This window comes from Agromyces sp. NPDC057679 (assembly GCF_042799635.1).
In the GTDB taxonomy this organism is placed as follows: Bacteria; Actinomycetota; Actinomycetes; order Actinomycetales; family Microbacteriaceae; genus Agromyces.
In genome coordinates, this window is the sequence record NZ_JBHVIK010000001.1 from 59,602 (window position 1) to 75,332 (window position 15,731).

Genomic DNA, 15,731 nt, shown 5'->3' on the forward strand with positions numbered 1-15,731 from the left:
ATGCGCGTCCTGATCGCCGGCGCCTCGGGGTTCATCGGCGCGCCGCTCGTCGAGCGGCTGCGCGACGAGGGTCATGAGGTCGTCCGACTCGTGCGGCGGCGGGCGCAGGCCGACGACGAGGTGTCGTGGTCGCCGGCCGCGGGCATCATCGACTTCACGGTGATGGACCGCGTCGACGCCGTCGTGAACCTCGCGGGCGCCTCGCTCGCGCGACTGCCCTGGACGAAGGGCTACCGCGGCGAGATCCTCGACTCGCGCATCGGCGTCACCCGCACGCTCGCCGATGCGATGCGCAAGTCGCGCAACCCCCCGTCGGTGTTCCTCAGCGCCTCGGCGGTCGGCTACTACGGCGACCGGCCCGGTGAGCTGCTCACCGAGTACTCGAGCGCCGGCACCGGCTTCCTCGCCGAGGTCGTCGCCAAATGGGAGCAGGCGGCGATGCTCGCACCTGAGGAGACGCGCACGGTGAACGTGCGCACGGGCCTCGTGGTCGGGCAGGGCGGGGCGATGCAACGCGTCGGCACGCTGACGAAGATGGGCGTCTCAGGACGGCTCGGCACCGGCGGCCAGCACTGGCCGTGGGTCGCGCTCGACGACGAGGTGGGCGGGCTCGTGCACCTGCTCGACTCGAAGCTGTCGGGGCCGGTCAACTTCACGGGACCCACGCCCGCGACCGCCGACCGCGTGATGACGGCGATGGCCGAGCGCATGAAACGGCCCTACGCCTTCGCCGTGCCCGAGCGCATGCTCGAGCTCGCGCTCGGCCGCGCAGCCGACGAGCTGCTGCTCTCGAGCCAGAAGGTCAGGCCCCAGCGCCTCATCGACGACGGCTACCGCTTCACGCACCCGACCGTCGAGTCGGCGCTCGAGGCGATGCTCAGCGCGAAGCCCGATCGAGCTCGATAGCCTGCCGCACGGCCTGTCGCGCGCGGCGCCGGTCGCCGGCCGCGTCGTACACGAGCCCGAGTCGAAGCCAGGCGCGCCACGAGTCGGGTTCGGCCTCGGCATCGGCCTTGAAGCGGGCGAACTCGGCGCCGGCTGCGGCGCGGTCGGGGCGGCCGCTCGGCAGCACGGGAAGCCCGAGCTCGAGCCCGCCCTCGGCCTCGAGCCGCTTCATCAGCGCCTGCGAGCGGATGCCGAACGCGAGCTCGCGCCACAGCGCCCACACGGCGATGAGGGGGAGCACGATGAGCGCGACGCCCATCGCGACGGCGACCGGGTCGCCGGTCGTGATGAACTGCACGGCGCGCCAGCCGACGAGGGCGAGGTAGAGCGCGAGCAGGGCGGCCATGAGCAGCGCGCCCGCCTTGATCGTCATCGGATCGCGCCGGGCAGGCCGAGGTCGAGCAGGGCGTCGAGGCCGACGGTGACCCCGGATGCCTCGGGCGCGCGCCGCAGCGCGAGCAGGATGCCGGACTCGTACGAGCTCGGCGAGAGCGTTGAGTGCGTGAACGAGAGCGTCTCGCCGTCGCCGCCCATGATGACCCGCTGCTCGGCGAGCACGCCCGACATGCGGAGGCTGTGCACGGGCACGCCCGAGACGAGCTGACCCCGGGCGCGCTGGTCGGCGTGGGGCGCCGCGACCGGACCGGCCGCGCCACGGCCCTCGCCGATGAGCTCGGCCGTGCGCACCGCGGTGCCCGAGGGCGAGTCGACCTTGCCCGCGTGGTGGACCTCGATGATCTCGATCGAGTCGAAATAGGGGGCGGCGAGCGCCGAGAACGCGGTCGCCAGCACGCTGCCGATCGAGAAGTTCGGCACGAAGAGCACGCCGCGCGCGTCGTCGCGGGCGCGCACCGAACGGGCGATCTCGGCGATCCGATCGCTCGACCACCCCGAGGTGCCGACGACGATCGGGATGCCGGCCTCCACCGCGAACTCGACGATCGACTGGCTCGCAGCCGGATGCGTCACGTCGAACGCGACATCGGCGCCGAGCATCTCGTCGAGGCTCGAACGGGAGTCGAGCGCGGCGTGCAGTTCGAAGTCGTCAGCCGCCTCGATGAGTCGGATCGCCAGCTGCCCCATCTTGCCCGTGGCTCCGGCCACGGCGACCTTGATCGTCACCGGGCCAGCCTAGCAAGCGGCCAATATGCTCGAGGCATGCTGCGATTCCGCGACGCCGCCGTCACCGACCACGACGCCCACGCCCTGCTCGAGGCCTACTTCGCCGAGCGTGCGCTCGGCTTCCCCGCCGAACAGGGCGAGTACCGGCCGACATTTCCGGATGCCGCGCAGTTCACGCCGCCCGCCGGGGTGTTCGTCGTCGTGGTGGACGACGAGCAGGGCGGCGAGCTCGTCGGCTGCGGCGGCGTGCGGCGCATCCAGCGGCGCCCCGAGACCTACGAGGTGCGCTTCGAGGTGAAGCACCTGTGGCTGGCCCCGGCGGCGCGCGGCCGCGGCGAGGGACGCAGGCTGCTCGAGGAGCTCGAGCGGCGTGCGGTCGAGTTCGGCGCGCAGGAGCTCGTGCTCGACACGAACGCGAACCTCGAGGCCGCGGGCGGCCTCTACCGCTCGGCGGGGTACTCCCCCATCGAGCCGTACAACGCCAACCCGAACGCGACCGACTGGTTCGGCAAGCGGGTCTGAGGCGCGGCTCCAGCCCGTACCGATGATCGCGTCGCGCTACCGCCGCGGTGCGTCAGATCACGTCCTCTTCGGGAGATATGAGCGATGAGTCGCGGCTCTTTTCGCCCTGCTCCCCCAATCGATGCGGAACGACCCCTGCTTGCGTGTATCTGGACCATCCGTCGCCATCGGGCGCGTCCCATTGGAAGCTTCGGCCCGCGCGATTCAGCCGATCGTGCTCATCGGTGGTGACCCAGCACTTCTTCAGAAGAGTGTCGAAGATCGCGAGCAGATGAGCCGGAGATGTAGCTGGGCCACCCGCGATCGGGGCATTCCCCGAGTTCGAGCGCGGGTCCGCCTGACCAGGATCGACAATCTCGATCACGATCCGCTTCATCGGGATGACGTGCTCGACTATTCGCTGATTGCGCTCGAGTCGCATCGCATCATCCGTCGCGAACGCGACGTCATGGGCCTTGTCCAGCCCCTGCAGCATCTGACGAAGTCGATTTGGGTAGCCGTTCGATCCCTTCGACCACAACCGACCGCCGCTTGCGAGGAACGGACGGACCTCGCCTTCAATGAATGCGAACGCTTCGTTGGCGATCCGAAGACGGCGCTCATCGTCGCTCAGGCTGCTCATTGCACAATCCTCGCACCGCGCGGAGACGTGACGCAGAAACGATTCGAGCCGTGCGAGCACCAACCCGAACTCGGCCGACTCGTTCGGCAGCAGGCCCCAGGACCGAGCCCCGACGCGCCGCGCTGTACGACCGCCGGGGCGACTCAGATCGCGAACGGCTCGGGCAGCCCCGAGCGCAGCTCGGGCGGCAGGTGTGCGAGGTCGTTGTGCACGACCAGGTTCCACGGGCGGCCCGACTTCTGGGTGAGCACCGTCAGCCCGCAGTTCGCCTGGTTGATCGACACCCAGCGCCAGTCGGGTGCGCCGAGCGCCTCGCGCACGAGCCAGCCGATGACGAAGTTGTGGGTGATCAGCAGTTCGTGCCGGTCCTCGCGGTGCGAACGGAGGAACTCCGCGACGGCGTCGGCCATCTGCGCGCTGCCGGCCTCGATCTCCTCCTCGGTGACCGAGCCGAAGAACGGGTCGTAGACCTTCGGCGTCTCGGGGGCGGGGCCCGACGGGATGCAGTCGAACAGCAGCGCCGAGGGCTCGGGGTCGAGCGCCGGCATCTTCGAGGCGATGATCTCGGCCGTCTCGGTCGCGCGCTGCAGCGGCGAATGCAGGGCGCGATCGAAGGGGACGCCGCCGAGGCGTTCCGCGAGGAGTTCGGCCTGGCGGCGGCCGCGGGGCGACAGCGGCCCGTCGGGAAGGCCGTGCTCGGCGTCGATCTGCTCGCCATGTCGCACGAGGTAGAGGTGATGGGCCACGGGCTTGCTCCTGTAGGGGGTTGCGTCGCTCAGGCGACGTCGGTGCTCGGCGCGAGCTGATCGGCTGCGCCGGTGAACGCCGATTCGTCGATCGCGCCGACGGCGACGAGCGAGAACGGCTGGGCGGCGAGGTCGCTCGCGAGCGCCTGCACGTCGTCGGCGGTGACGCGTGCAACGCGCCGGAGCGCCTCATCGAGGTCGACGAATTCGCCGAGGGTGAGCTCGGAACGCCCGAGCCTCGACATGCGGGTGTCGGAGTCTTCGAGCGCGAGGGCCGAGGCCCCGGCGAGCTGGCCGCCGGCGCGCTGCAGCTCATCGGCCGTCACGCCGTCGCGGGCGAGACGTTCGAGCTCCGCGCGCATGAGCTCGGCGACGGTGCCGGCCTTGGCCGGCGCGCAGCCCGCGTACATGCCGAAGAGACCGGCGTCGGAGTAAGCCGGGGCGAACGAGTAGACGGAGTACGCGAGGCCGCGCCGCTCGCGGATCTGCTGGAACAGGCGGGACGACATGCCCGAGCCGAAGATCGCGTTGAGGACGCTCATGGTCACCCGGCGTTCGTCGGTCGCGACGAGCGCGGGTGCGCCGAGCAGCAGGTTCACCTGCTCGGTGGGGCGTTCGACGACCGTGAGCGGCTGCCCGGGTGCGAGTGCCGCGGGCAGGATCGCCCGACGCGCGACGGGTTCGCCCGGCTCGCTGAGGTCCCAGCCGCCGGCGGTGAGGGCGCGGCCGAGCTCGGCGATGAGCTGGTCGTGGTCGACCGCGCCGGCGACGCTCACCACGAGGTCTTGCGGGCGGTAGTTGGCCCGGTAGTGCTCGGCGACCGCGCCGCGGGTGGCGGCCTGGATGGTGCCGGTGTTGCCGCCGATCGGACGGCCCAGCGGGTGGGCGCCGAGCACGGCCTGGAAGAAGCGCTCGTTCGCGACGTCGGCAGGGTCGTCGCCCGCCATCGACAGCTCCTCGAGGATCACGCCGCGTTCGGTCTCGAACTCGTCTGGGTCGAGGAGCGAGGAGGTGAACATGTCGGCGAGCACGTTGATCGCCATCGGCAGGTCGCGGTCCTGCACCTTGGCGTAGTAGCAGGTGTACTCCTTCGCGGTGAGCGCGTTGTGCTCGCCGCCGACCGCGTCGAAGGAGATCGCGATGTCGAGCGCGGTGCGGCTCGGAGTGCCCTTGAAGAGGAGATGCTCGAGGAAGTGCGTCGATCCGAGGCTCGCGGGGCCCGAGGCATCCGCATGCTGCTCGTCGCGCGAGCCGACGGCGACCCAGAAGCCGATCGTGGCGCTGCGGCTGCCGGGCACCTGCTCGCTGAGCACGCGCACCCCCGACGGGAGCACCGAACGCCGCACGCGCGAACCCCCCGTCGCCTCGAAGGAGAGCTCGGCCTGGCCGAGAGGGAGGTCGACGGCGCCGTTCATCCTGAACAGCCTATGTCACTCCCCCGCCGAATGCGGGGTCGGGTTCACGACGAGGCGCGATCGAGTTCGACGAGCTCGGAACGGGTGAGCTCGACCGCCGCCGCGGCGAGCAGCGCGTCGACCTGTTCGGGCCTCGTCGCACTCGCGACGGGCGCCGCCACCGTCGGCTTCGCGAGCAGCCAGGCGAGGGCGATCGTCGCGGGCTGCACGCCCCGCGCGAAGGCCACGGCGTCGAGCGCGGCGAGCACCCGGTGGCCGCGGCGTCCGAGGTGGCGCGCCTGGCGCGCCCCGCGGGCGTCGTGCCTGACGTCGGCGCGCCGGCGCACCTGGCCGCCGAGGAAGCCGTTCGCGAGCGCGAAGTACGGGAGCACCGCGAGGCCCTGCGCATGGGCGACGAGTTCGGGTGCGCCCTCGAAGGGACGCCGCTCCATGAGGTTGTAGCGGGTCGTGAGCGTCGTGAAGCGCGGCAGTCCGTTGGCGGCGAGCACGCGGGCCTCGATGAGGCGCTCGGGGCCGAAGTCGGAGGCGCCGATCGCGCCGACCTTGCCAGCTGCGATGAGGGCGTCGACGGCACCGAGGCTCTCCTCCAGGGGCACCTCGGGGTCTTCGCCGTGGAAGTGCACGAGGTCGAGGCGCTCGACACCCAGCCGCATGAGCGACGCGTCGACCGCGTCGTTGATCTGCGCGGGCGCGAGGCCCGCGGCGTCGGGGTGACGACCGATCTTCGTCATGACGCGAACACGGTCGCGAGTCCCGCGCGAGTCCATCCACATGCCGATGATCGACTCGCTGCGGCCGGCCGCGTAGCTGTCGGCCGTGTCGATGAGCGAGCCGCCGACGGCGACGAAGCGATCCAGCACCGCGAAGGCCTGCTCGGCGCCGAGGGTCCACCCGAAGGTGCTCGCGCCCAGCACGACCGGATGCGCCGTGAGTCCGGTGTCGCCGATCGCGACCCTGGCGGGCACCGTGATCGGTCCCGACAGCGGGTTGGAGGCGATCGTCTCGACGCGCGAGCGTGCGACGTCGCCGCTCATGCTCGCGCCGGATGCCCCCGTGCCCGCCTCGCTCGCGAACTCGTCGATCTCGAGCTCCGCGACCGCTGCCCCCGCAACGCTCGCCGAACCCGGCCGGTAGCTGTGTCGTCTCGCCACGCGTCCCCTCCTCCCCAGGATTGGCTTCGAGGATACGCACGCGTTTCCCCGTTTCGGGGGCAGACGGCGCAACAACCGGTGAACCGTTATCGAATCGTTTGAGTTCGGCCCGGAATCATCCCCTCATCGGGGGTCGGTCACGCTCGCCGCAGGACCGCCTCGGCCTGCGCGAGCAGCGGGGCGTCGACCATCGCGCCGCGGAACGCGAAGACGCCCCGCTCGCTCCGCGCCGCCTCGAGGACCGCGCGCGCCCATTCGATCCGCTCGGGGCTCGGACGGTACGCCCCCCGCACGACCTCGACCTGCGCGGGGTGGATGCACGCGGTGGCGGCGAACCCGACCGCCGTGGCGTCCTCGGCCTCCTCGCGGAGGCCGTCGACGTCGGCGAGATCGAGGTGCACCGCGTCGATCGCGGCGATGCCGTGCGCCCCGGCTGCGAGCAGCACGCGCGAACGCGCATACCGGGCGACCTCGCGGTACGACCCGTCGGCCGCCCGGCTCGACGACCCGCCGAGCGAGGCGACGAGGTCCTCGGCGCCCCACATGAGCGCCGACACGTTCGGGATGGCGGCGATCTCGGGGGCGGCGAGCACTCCCCTGGCCGTCTCGCAGAGCGCGATCACCTCGAACTCGGCGAGGTCGACGAGATCGGCGGTGCCCTCGCACTTCGCGAGCATCACCGTGCGGTAGTCGGTCGCGGCGAGCGCGGCGAGGTCGTCGGCGAAGGCGTCGCCGCCCGACGGGTTCACCCGCACGATCACCCGATCCGGGTCGAGCGGCGTCGAGACGAGCGCGAGCCTCGCCGCATGCTTCGCGTCGGGGGCGACCGCGTCCTCGAGGTCGAGGATCACGGCGTCGGCCCGGTCGAGGGCCTTCGCGTAGCGTTCGGGGCGATCGGCCGGGCAGAAGAGGATCGCGGGCCCGAACCGGAAGACCGGATGCGTCGACATCATTCCTCCTCGTCGCGGTCGCCCTGCGAGGCGCCCCGCCGCGACCCGCGACCCGTCGCCGACGCCGCTGCCGCCTGCCGCTCCCCCGCCTCGCGCATCCACATGAGGACGGAGCGGCGGGCGCGGGCGACCTCGACGCCGTGCTGGTTGCGGCCCACATGCTGGAGCGTGACGATGCCCTGCCCAGGCCGCGAGGCCGATTCGCGCACCTCGACCACCACGGTCTCGCTGTAGAGCGTGTCGCCGTGGTAGAGCGGCGCCGGGAAGGCGACCTCGGTGAAGCCGAGGTTTGCGACGATCGTGCCCTGCGTGAGCTGCGCGACCGAGGCGCCGACGATCGTCGCGAGCGTGAACATCGAGTTCACGAGTCGCTCGCCGAACGGCTGCGTCTCGGACCAGGCGGCGTCGAGATGCAGGGACTGCGTGTTCATCGTGAGCGTCGTGAACAGCACGTTGTCGGCCTCGGTCACGGTGCGACCCGGTCGATGCAGGTACCGGGTGCCCGGCTCGAACTCCTCGAACCAGAGCCCGCGCTGCAGCACCTCGCGGTGCACCTCGGGCAGCTCGGTCGACTCGACGGCCATCAGCCGCTCCCTCCCGCCGCGGGGCGCGCCCGTGGCATCCTGTTCGAACGCTACCCCGCGAGCCCCAGCTCGCGCGCGATGACCATGAGCTGCACCTCGTTCGTGCCCTCGCCGATCTCGAGGATCTTCGAGTCGCGGTAGTGACGTGCGACGAGCGTCTCGTTCATGAAGCCCATGCCGCCGAAGATCTGCGTCGCGTCGCGCGAGTTCGCCATGGCGGCGTCGCTCGCGACGAGCTTCGCGATCGCGGCCTCCTTCTTGAAGGGCAGGCCGGCGTCGGCGCGGCGCGCCGCATCGTGCCAGGCGAGGCGCGCCGTGTGCACGCGGGCCTGCATCTGCGCGATCGTGAACGCGATGTACTGGTGCGACGCGATCGGCACGCCGAACACGTTGCGGGTCTTCGCGTAGGCGATCGACTCGTCGAGGCAGCCCTGGGCGGCGCCCGTCGCGAGCGCCGCGATCGCGATGCGGCCCTCGTCGAGCGCCTGCAGGAAGTTCGCGAAGCCACGGCCCCGCTCGCCGAGGAGGTTCGCCGCGGGCACGCGCACGTCGTCGAAGGTGAGCGGGTGGGTGTCGCTCGCCCGCCAGCCCGCCTTGTCGTAGCCGGGGGCGACGGTGAACCCGGGCGTCCCGTTCGGCACGATGATGGTCGAGAGCTCCTTCGACACCGAGCCGTCGGAGCGGGTTCGCTCGCCGGTCACCGCGGTGACCGTGACGAAGCTCGTGATCGGCGTGCCCGAGTTGGTGATGAACTGCTTCGAGCCGTTGACGACCCACTCGTCGCCGTCGAGCACGGCCGTCGTGCGGGTGGCGCCGGCGTCGGAGCCGGCCTCGGGCTCGGTCAGTCCGAAGCCCGCGAGCGCGCGCCCCGCGACGAGGTCGGGCAGGAGCTCGGCCTTCTGCTCCTCGGTGCCGTGGCGGAAGATCGGCATCGCGCCGAGGCCGACGCCGGCCTCGAGGGTGATGGCGATCGACTGGTCGACGCGGGCGAGCGCCTCGATCGCGAGGCACAGTGCGAGATAGTCGCCGCCCTGGCCGCCGACCTCCTCAGGGAACGGCAGGCCGAAGAGCCCGAGCTCGCCCATCTGCGCGACGACGTCCATCGAGAGCGTGTGGGTGCGGTCGGCCTCGTACGATTGCGGCGCGACGACGGTGTCGGCGAACTCGCAGACCATGTCGTACAGCTGCTGTTCCTCGGCGCTCAGCTCGGTGCTCACGGTCGTGCTCCTCATTTCTGGTGGGGTGCGGTCGGGAGCGCGCCTTCGTGGGGCGCGCCCGATGCCACGGGGGTCTGTCGGTTCGTCTCGGCCGGTGCTCCGGCGTCGGCTGCTGCGTCAGGGCCGGATGCCTCGTGCACGGCCTCGACGCGGGCGACGGGCTGGTCGCGCGACACCTGCGCGCCCATCGCGACCGCGAGCCTCACGATGCCGGCGACTGGGGCCGTCACACGGTGCTCCATCTTCATCGCCTCGATCGCGACGACGGGGTCGCCCGGCTCGACCCGGTCGCCGTCGGCGACGAGCACCGCGGTCACGGTGCCGGGCATGGGGGCGCGCAGTTCGGGGTCGGCGAGACCGCCGCGCTCGATCATCGCGAGGCGGGCGTCGAGGGCGGCGCGGCGATCGGCGGCGGGCACCCGCCAGGTGCCGAGCGGGCCGTGCAGCCAGAGCGCGCCGTCGGCGTCGGTCGCGACGACGTCCGCGTGCGCATCGCCGTCGCCGTCGACGGAGCCGCCGGCCGGTCGCCCTCCCACGGCCCAGCCGCGCGCCGTCTGCCACGCGTGGCCGCCGTCGGCCCGTGCCGCCGCGACGGACGCCGCGGCGCGCACGCCTTCGGCCGCCGCGAGCACCGCGGCGGGGACCTCGTCGGACTCGGGTTCGGGCATCCGGTCGATGAGTCCGGTGTCGAGGTCGCCGCGCTGCACCGCGGGTTCGGCGAGGAGGCGCCGCAGGAATGCGAGGTTCGTGTCGATTCCGAGCACGACCGTCTCGGCGAGCGCGGCGTCGAGCCGGGCGAGCGCTTCGGCGCGGTCGGCCCCGTGCGCGATCACCTTCGCGATCATCGGGTCGTAGTCGGCGGTGACCTGCTGGCCCGAGCGGATGCCGCCGTCGACGCGGACCCCGTCGCCGCCGGGCTCGCGCCAGACGAGCACCTCGCCGGTCGACGGGAGGAAGCCGCGCTCGGGGCTCTCGGCGTAGACGCGCGCCTCGATCGCGTGGCCGGTGAGCCGCACCTCGCCCTGTCGGATCGCGAGCGGCTGGCCCGCGGCGACGCGCAGCTGCTGCTCGACGAGGTCGATGCCGGTGACGAGCTCGGTGACGGGGTGCTCGACCTGGAGCCGGGTGTTCATCTCGATGAAGAAGAACTCCTCGGGCGCCGCGTCGGACACGAGGAACTCGACCGTGCCGGCCCCGCGGTAGTCGACGCTGCGTGCGGCGTCGCACGCCGCCTGCCCGATGCGGGCGCGCGTCGCGTCGTCGAGGAGGGGCGAGGGCGCCTCCTCGATGACCTTCTGGTGCCGGCGCTGCAGCGAGCACTCGCGTTCGCCGAGGTGGATGACCTCGCCGAACTCGTCAGCGAGCACCTGCACCTCGATGTGGCGGGGGCGTTCGATGAGCCGCTCGAGCAGCAGCGTGTCGTCGCCGAACGCGGCGAGGGCGACGCGCCGGGCGGCGGGGATCGCGGCGGCGAGCTCGCGCCCGTCGCGGGCGATCTGCATGCCCTTGCCGCCGCCGCCGGCGCTCGGCTTCACGAGCAGCGGGTAGCCGATCGATTCGCCCGCCGCGGCGAGCGCGGCGTCGTCGAGCGTCGGGTCGGCGATGCCGGGCACGGTCGGCACGCCGGATGCATCGACGTGCACCTTCGCCCGGATCTTGTCGCCCATGACGTCGAGCGCCTCGACTCCCGGCCCGACGAAGACGATGCCGGCGTCGCGGCACGCGGCGGCGAAGCCCGCGTGCTCGGAGAGGAATCCGTAGCCGGGGTGGATCGCCTGGGCGCCGCGCTCGCGGGCCGCGGCGATGATGCGCGCCGGGTCGAGGTAGCTCTCGGCGGCTGCGGCCGGCCCGATGCGCACGGCCTCGTCGGCGAGTCGCACGTGGGGGGCGTCGGCGTCGGCGTCGGAGAAGACGGCGATCGAGCGGATGCCGAGGCGGCGCAGCGTGCGGATGACCCGCACGGCGATCTCGCCGCGGTTGGCGACGAGCACCCGGTCGAAGGGGCGCGGCGGTCGTGTTCCGATGACGGCGTCACCCGTGCCCATCCGCGCCTCCCTGCGCTCGAGGTGCGCGCAGATCAGTTAGCGCACACTAACTGGATTCGATGTTAGTGGTCGCTAACTGAAATCGCAAGGGGCGGAGCCCTCAGCGCGACGCCGACGCGAGCGCCGCACTGATGCGCTCGACGCCGAACTCGAACGCCCGGTCGACGTCGCCGCCGAGCCGGAACGCGCCCGCGAGCTCCATGCTGATGAAGCCCGTCACCCAGGCGGTGAGGGTGCGGGCGGCGTCGAGCGCGTGATCGGGCCCGGCGAGCTCGGCGGCGGCGACGAGCAGCGGCGCGCTCGCCTCGCGGAGCACCTCCACCTCGAGACCCGAATCGTCGCCCGACGCGAAGACGAGCCGGTACGCCGCCGGCCGCTCGTGCGCGAACGTCCGCAGGACGCGGGCGAGCCGGGCGACGTCCGCGATCGCCGCATCCCGCTCCCCAGCCGGACCCGCGCCGGGTCCGCCCGGCTCACCCGGTTCGCCCGGCTCACCCGCTTCGCCCGGCGCATCCAGTCGCGCACCGAGCTCGGCGACCGTCGAGGCGGCGATCGAGCGCACGAGTTCTCCCCGGTTGCGCACGCGCTTGTAGAGCGACGGCGCCTTGACGCCGACGCGGTCGGCGACGGCCTGCATGGTGAGCCCGCCGAGCCCGTCGGACTCGAGGATCTCGCGCCCTGCGGCGAGGATGGCGTCGAGCGAGGTGCGTTCGGGTGTCGGCATCGTGCACTCCTTCCGAGAGATTCCCACTCTAGGCTATTGCGCATAGCCATGATGGCTATGTAGCATAGCCATCATCACCGACCACCCGCATCCCCGAGGACACGACATGCAGCTCGCTCCCCACCTCCACCGCATCGGCAACGACCTCGTCGCCGTGCACCTCGTCGACACCCCCGAGGGCGTCACCCTCATCGACGCGGGCCTCGCGGGCCAGTGGCCCGAGCTGCTCGCCGAGCTCGCGGCCATGGGGCGCAGCATCGACGACGTCCGCGGCGTGGTGCTGACCCACGGCGACACCGACCACATCGGCTTCGCCGAGCGACTGCGCCGCGAGCACGGCGTCCCCATCCATGTGCACGAGGCCGACGCGGCCCGCGCACGGGGCGAGCAGTCCACGAAGCCCGAGTGGGGGCACATGAAGCTCGGCGCCACCGCGAAGTTCCTCTGGTACGCCGCACGCAAGGGCGGCCTGCGCACCGCTCACCCGACCGAGGTCGAGACCTTCCGCGACGGCGAGGTGCTCGACCTGCCCGGCGCGCCGCGCGTCATCGCGATGCCGGGGCACTCCCCCGGCAGCGTCGCCGTCCACGTTCCCGCCGTTGACGCGGTCTTCGTCGGCGATGCGCTGACGACGCGGCACGTGCTGACCGGCGCGCACGGCCCGCAGCCCGCGCCGTTCACCGACGACCCCGCCGAGGCGCTCGCCTCGCTGCACCACCTCGACGGCATCGAGGCGACATGGGTGATCCCCGGGCACGGCGCCCCATGGCGCGGCGGGGTCTCCGAGATCATCGACGCGATCGAGACCGCCGCCGAGTCATCCGGTCGCTGAACCGGGCCGCGAGACGCGCGGCGCGCACTACATCCGGAAGAGCCCGAACCGCGGCTCGGGCAGCGGCGTGCGGCTCGCGAGCTCGAGCGCGAGGCCGAGCACGGTGCGCGTGTCCTCGGGCGCGATGATGCCGTCGTCCCAGAGCCGCGCGGTCGAGTGATAGGGGCTCCCCTGGTCTTCGTACTGCGCGCGGATCGGATCCTTGAAGGCCCGCTCCGCGTCGTCCGACCAGGTCTCGCCCTTCACCGCGAGCTGGTCGCGCTTGACCGTCGCGAGCACGGAGGCCGCCTGCTCCCCGCCCATGACGGAGATGCGGGCGTTCGGCCACATCCAGAGGAATCGCGGCGAGTACGCGCGGCCGCACATCGAGTAGTTGCCGGCGCCGAACGACCCGCCGATGACGACGGTGAGCTTCGGCACCCGCGTCGTCGCGACGGCGGTGACCATCTTCGCGCCGTGCTTGGCGATGCCGCCCGCCTCGGCGTCTCGGCCGACCATGAAGCCCGAGATGTTCTGCAGGAACAGCAGCGGGATGCCGCGCTGGTCGCAGAGCTCGATGAAGTGCGCGCCCTTCATCGCCGACTCGCTGAACAGCACGCCGTTGTTCGCGACGATGCCGACCGGGTGGCCGTCGAGGTGCGCGAACCCGGTGATCAGGGTGTCGCCGTAGTCGGGCTTGAACTCGGCGAACTCGCTGGCGTCGACGAGCCGCGCGATGACCTCGCGCACATCGTAGGGCTGCTGCACGTCGACCGGCACGGCCGCGGTGAGGCCTGCCGGGTCGACGGCGGGCTCGCGCGGCTCGCGCACCGCCCAGGCGCGCGGCGCCTGCGCGGGCAGCGTCGCGACCATGTCGCGCACGAGCTCGAGGGCATGCTCGTCGTCTTCGGCGAGGTGGTCGACGACGCCCGAGGTGCGCGAGTGCAGCTCGCCGCCGCCGAGCTCCTCGGGGGTCACGACCTCGCCGATCGCGGCCTTCACGAGGGGCGGGCCGCCGAGGAAGATGGTGCCCTGGTTGCGCACGATCACGGTCTCGTCGCTCATCGCCGGCACGTAGGCGCCGCCGGCGGTGCACGAGCCGAGCACGGCCGCGAGCTGCGGGATGCGCATCGACGAGAGCTGCGCCTGGTTGTAGAAGATGCGGCCGAAGTGGTCGCGGTCGGGGAACACCTCGTCCTGCAGCGGAAGGAACGCGCCGCCCGAGTCGACGAGGTAGACGCACGGCAGCCGGTGCTCCTTCGCCACCTCCTGCGCCCGGAGGTGCTTCTTCACCGTCATCGGGTAATAGGTGCCGCCCTTCACCGTCGGGTCGTTGCAGACGACCATGACGGGGCGGCCGTGCACGAGGCCGATGCCCGTGATGATGCCGGCGCCGGGCGAGTCGTCGCCGTAGAGGCCGTCGGCGGCGAGGGGCGCGAGCTCGAGGAACGGGCTGCCCTCGTCGAGCAGGCGCGCGACGCGGTCGCGCGGCAGCAGCTTGCCGCGTGCGACGTGACGCGCCCTGGATGCCTCGGGCCCGCCCTGCGCGGCGGCGGCGAGCCGCGCCCGCAGCTCGGTCGCCAGCTCGGCGTGCGCCGCGGCGTTCGCCCGGCCGGTATCGCCCTCGGGGTCGATCTGCGTGTGCAGGATGCCCATGCGCTCAGCTCGTCTCGCTCGGTCCGTCGTCGTCGACGGCGCGCCCCCTTGCCGCGGGCACCTGGTTTCGGTTAGTGTGCACTAACTCGATTCCCGATGTTAGCGAGCGTTAACCGAGATGGCAAGCAGCCCCGCCCCCGCGCCCGACGCGCCGACCGTGCTCACCGAGCGCGGCCGCCAGAAGGCCGACCGTCGCGCCGCGATCCTCGCCGCCGCGGCGACCCTCTTCGCCGAGCGCGGCTACGCGGGCGTCACGATCGAAGACCTCGGCACCGCGGTCGGCGTCTCGGGGCCGGCCGTCTACCGCCACTTCCCCGGCAAGGCCGCCGTGCTCGCGGCGATCCTCGAGGGCGCGAGCCGGGCCCTCCTCGACGGGGCCGAGCGGGTGCTCGACGAGGCGTCCGACCCCGAACGCTCGCTGCGCGCGCTCATCGCGCACCACGTCGACTTCGCGCTCGGCGACGCCGACGTCATCCTCGTGCAGGATCGCGAACTCGAACAGCTCGACGCGGGCGCACGCCACGATGTGCGCCTCCTCCAGCGCCGCTACGTCGAACGCTGGGTCGACGTGCTCTCCCGACTCCGGCCCGATCGGGCCGAGGCGGAGCTCAGGGTCAGGGCACACGCCGCCTTCGGCCTCCTGAACTCCACTCCGCACAGCGCCCGCATCCCCGGGCGCCGACCGGCCGACGGCACCGTCCGCGGCATCCTGGAGGAGATGGCATGGGCGAGCCTCATGTCGTGACGCTGCGCGCGACCCGCGACGGTGATCTCGATGCACTGTTCCTGATCGAGCAGGACCCGGTCTCGGTCCGGATGGCGGCCTTCACGCCGCCCGATCCGAGCGACCGCGCGATGTTCGACGCGCACTGGCGCCGGCTCCTCGACGACCCCGGCGTCGACGCCCGGACCGTGCGCGCCGACGGCGAGATCGTGGGCAGCGTGGCGCGCTGGTACGACGAGGGCACCCCCGAGATCACGTACTGGATCGACCGCGCGCAGTGGGGCCGCGGCATCGCCACCCGCGCCGTGCACCTCTTCCTCGACGCCCTCGCCGAACGCCCGGTGCGCGCCCGCGTCGCCGCCGACAACGCCGGGTCGATCGCGGTGCTCGAGAAGCTCGGCTTCGAGCAGGTCGGCACCGAGCGCGGCTATGCGAACGCCCGCGAGGCCGAGATCGAGGAGCGGGTCTACCGCCTGTCGTGAGCGGTGCCCGCGTCG

General features: G+C 72.4%; 17 protein-coding genes. 5 read left to right on the plus strand and 12 right to left on the minus strand.

Annotated features, from left to right (window positions below):
* Positions 1 to 906, plus strand: a complete 906-nt coding sequence (locus ACFVAJ_RS00280) for a TIGR01777 family oxidoreductase (protein WP_376940790.1) — start codon at positions 1 to 3, stop codon at positions 904 to 906.
* Here the strand turns inward: ACFVAJ_RS00280 and ACFVAJ_RS00285 are convergent.
* Entirely contained in the window at positions 878 to 1,318 is a 441-nt protein-coding gene (locus tag ACFVAJ_RS00285; protein ID WP_376940792.1) for a hypothetical protein, read from the minus strand. The genes ACFVAJ_RS00280 and ACFVAJ_RS00285 overlap by 29 nt on opposite strands.
* A complete protein-coding gene (dapB, locus tag ACFVAJ_RS00290) occupies positions 1,315 to 2,067 on the minus strand; it encodes a 4-hydroxy-tetrahydrodipicolinate reductase (protein WP_376940793.1) in 753 nt (250 codons plus the stop codon). The genes ACFVAJ_RS00285 and dapB overlap by 4 nt, the downstream gene beginning before the upstream one ends.
* Positions 2,068 to 2,103: 36 nt before the next feature.
* Here dapB and ACFVAJ_RS00295 point away from each other — a divergent pair, with 36 nt between their 5' ends.
* Complete coding sequence (locus ACFVAJ_RS00295) at positions 2,104 to 2,589, plus strand: GNAT family N-acetyltransferase (RefSeq protein ID WP_376940794.1); 486 nt, start codon at positions 2,104 to 2,106, stop codon at positions 2,587 to 2,589.
* A gap of 52 nt (positions 2,590 to 2,641) precedes the next feature.
* On the opposite strand, the gene ACFVAJ_RS00300 is transcribed toward ACFVAJ_RS00295, so the two are convergent.
* The 9 genes from ACFVAJ_RS00300 to ACFVAJ_RS00340 all read right to left on the minus strand — a co-directional run bounded on the left by ACFVAJ_RS00300 (position 2,642) and on the right by ACFVAJ_RS00340 (position 12,043).
* Positions 2,642 to 3,211: a hypothetical protein gene (locus tag ACFVAJ_RS00300; protein ID WP_376940795.1), complete on the minus strand. Its 570-nt coding sequence runs from the start codon at positions 3,209 to 3,211 to the stop codon at positions 2,642 to 2,644.
* Between the two features lie 143 nt (positions 3,212 to 3,354).
* Positions 3,355 to 3,957 carry a histidine phosphatase family protein gene (locus ACFVAJ_RS00305; RefSeq protein ID WP_376940797.1) on the minus strand — a complete coding sequence of 201 codons (603 nt, stop codon included), beginning with the start codon at positions 3,955 to 3,957 and terminating at the stop codon, positions 3,355 to 3,357.
* Between the two features lie 29 nt (positions 3,958 to 3,986).
* A complete protein-coding gene (locus ACFVAJ_RS00310) occupies positions 3,987 to 5,372 on the minus strand; it encodes a M16 family metallopeptidase (protein ID WP_376940799.1) in 1,386 nt (461 codons plus the stop codon).
* Between the two features lie 44 nt (positions 5,373 to 5,416).
* Complete coding sequence (locus tag ACFVAJ_RS00315) at positions 5,417 to 6,523, minus strand: aldo/keto reductase (RefSeq protein WP_376940800.1); 1,107 nt, start codon at positions 6,521 to 6,523, stop codon at positions 5,417 to 5,419.
* Between the two features lie 137 nt (positions 6,524 to 6,660).
* Positions 6,661 to 7,473 carry an HpcH/HpaI aldolase/citrate lyase family protein gene (locus tag ACFVAJ_RS00320; protein ID WP_376940801.1) on the minus strand — a complete coding sequence of 271 codons (813 nt, stop codon included), beginning with the start codon at positions 7,471 to 7,473 and terminating at the stop codon, positions 6,661 to 6,663.
* Positions 7,473 to 8,057 carry a MaoC family dehydratase gene (locus tag ACFVAJ_RS00325; RefSeq protein WP_376940802.1) on the minus strand — a complete coding sequence of 195 codons (585 nt, stop codon included), beginning with the start codon at positions 8,055 to 8,057 and terminating at the stop codon, positions 7,473 to 7,475. Before ACFVAJ_RS00325 ends, ACFVAJ_RS00320 begins: the two co-directional genes overlap by 1 nt.
* Before the next feature lie 50 nt (positions 8,058 to 8,107).
* Positions 8,108 to 9,274: an acyl-CoA dehydrogenase family protein gene (locus ACFVAJ_RS00330; RefSeq protein ID WP_376940803.1), complete on the minus strand. Its 1,167-nt coding sequence runs from the start codon at positions 9,272 to 9,274 to the stop codon at positions 8,108 to 8,110.
* An 11-nt stretch (positions 9,275 to 9,285) separates the two neighbouring features.
* Complete coding sequence (locus ACFVAJ_RS00335; protein WP_376940804.1) at positions 9,286 to 11,319, minus strand: acetyl/propionyl/methylcrotonyl-CoA carboxylase subunit alpha; 2,034 nt, start codon at positions 11,317 to 11,319, stop codon at positions 9,286 to 9,288.
* Between the two features lie 100 nt (positions 11,320 to 11,419).
* On the minus strand, positions 11,420 to 12,043 hold the full coding sequence (locus ACFVAJ_RS00340; RefSeq protein WP_376940805.1) for a TetR/AcrR family transcriptional regulator: 624 nt from the start codon (positions 12,041 to 12,043) through the stop codon (positions 11,420 to 11,422).
* A 106-nt stretch (positions 12,044 to 12,149) separates the two neighbouring features.
* Between ACFVAJ_RS00340 and ACFVAJ_RS00345 the strand changes: the two genes are divergently transcribed.
* Positions 12,150 to 12,875 carry an MBL fold metallo-hydrolase gene (locus ACFVAJ_RS00345; RefSeq protein WP_376940806.1) on the plus strand — a complete coding sequence of 242 codons (726 nt, stop codon included), beginning with the start codon at positions 12,150 to 12,152 and terminating at the stop codon, positions 12,873 to 12,875.
* Between the two features lie 27 nt (positions 12,876 to 12,902).
* On the opposite strand, the gene ACFVAJ_RS00350 is transcribed toward ACFVAJ_RS00345, so the two are convergent.
* Complete coding sequence (locus tag ACFVAJ_RS00350) at positions 12,903 to 14,510, minus strand: carboxyl transferase domain-containing protein (protein WP_376940807.1); 1,608 nt, start codon at positions 14,508 to 14,510, stop codon at positions 12,903 to 12,905.
* 118 nt (positions 14,511 to 14,628) lie between these two features.
* Here ACFVAJ_RS00350 and ACFVAJ_RS00355 point away from each other — a divergent pair, with 118 nt between their 5' ends.
* Together ACFVAJ_RS00355 and ACFVAJ_RS00360 are read left to right on the plus strand one after the other, a co-directional pair.
* Positions 14,629 to 15,255 carry a TetR/AcrR family transcriptional regulator gene (locus tag ACFVAJ_RS00355; RefSeq protein WP_376940808.1) on the plus strand — a complete coding sequence of 209 codons (627 nt, stop codon included), beginning with the start codon at positions 14,629 to 14,631 and terminating at the stop codon, positions 15,253 to 15,255.
* Positions 15,234 to 15,716 carry a GNAT family N-acetyltransferase gene (locus ACFVAJ_RS00360; protein WP_376940810.1) on the plus strand — a complete coding sequence of 161 codons (483 nt, stop codon included), beginning with the start codon at positions 15,234 to 15,236 and terminating at the stop codon, positions 15,714 to 15,716. Before ACFVAJ_RS00355 ends, ACFVAJ_RS00360 begins: the two co-directional genes overlap by 22 nt.
* The last annotated feature ends 15 nt before the right edge of the window (positions 15,717 to 15,731 follow it).

Excerpts from the sequence above, each read along its gene's own strand:
- ACFVAJ_RS00280 (WP_376940790.1), top strand. The coding sequence starts at position 1 with ATGCGCGTCCTGATCGCCGGCGCCTCGGGGTTCATCGGCGCGCCGCTC.
- ACFVAJ_RS00285 (WP_376940792.1), bottom strand. The coding sequence starts at position 1,318 with ATGACGATCAAGGCGGGCGCGCTGCTCATGGCCGCCCTGCTCGCGCTC.
- ACFVAJ_RS00295 (WP_376940794.1), top strand. The coding sequence starts at position 2,104 with ATGCTGCGATTCCGCGACGCCGCCGTCACCGACCACGACGCCCACGCC.
- ACFVAJ_RS00300 (WP_376940795.1), bottom strand. The coding sequence starts at position 3,211 with ATGAGCAGCCTGAGCGACGATGAGCGCCGTCTTCGGATCGCCAACGAA.
- ACFVAJ_RS00310 (WP_376940799.1), bottom strand. The coding sequence starts at position 5,372 with ATGAACGGCGCCGTCGACCTCCCTCTCGGCCAGGCCGAGCTCTCCTTC.
- ACFVAJ_RS00320 (WP_376940801.1), bottom strand. The coding sequence starts at position 7,473 with ATGTCGACGCATCCGGTCTTCCGGTTCGGGCCCGCGATCCTCTTCTGC.
- ACFVAJ_RS00325 (WP_376940802.1), bottom strand. The coding sequence starts at position 8,057 with ATGGCCGTCGAGTCGACCGAGCTGCCCGAGGTGCACCGCGAGGTGCTG.
- ACFVAJ_RS00335 (WP_376940804.1), bottom strand. The coding sequence starts at position 11,319 with ATGGGCACGGGTGACGCCGTCATCGGAACACGACCGCCGCGCCCCTTC.
- ACFVAJ_RS00340 (WP_376940805.1), bottom strand. The coding sequence starts at position 12,043 with ATGCCGACACCCGAACGCACCTCGCTCGACGCCATCCTCGCCGCAGGG.
- ACFVAJ_RS00345 (WP_376940806.1), top strand. The coding sequence starts at position 12,150 with ATGCAGCTCGCTCCCCACCTCCACCGCATCGGCAACGACCTCGTCGCC.
- ACFVAJ_RS00350 (WP_376940807.1), bottom strand. The coding sequence starts at position 14,510 with ATGGGCATCCTGCACACGCAGATCGACCCCGAGGGCGATACCGGCCGG.
- ACFVAJ_RS00355 (WP_376940808.1), top strand. The coding sequence starts at position 14,629 with ATGGCAAGCAGCCCCGCCCCCGCGCCCGACGCGCCGACCGTGCTCACC.
- ACFVAJ_RS00360 (WP_376940810.1), top strand. The coding sequence starts at position 15,234 with ATGGGCGAGCCTCATGTCGTGACGCTGCGCGCGACCCGCGACGGTGAT.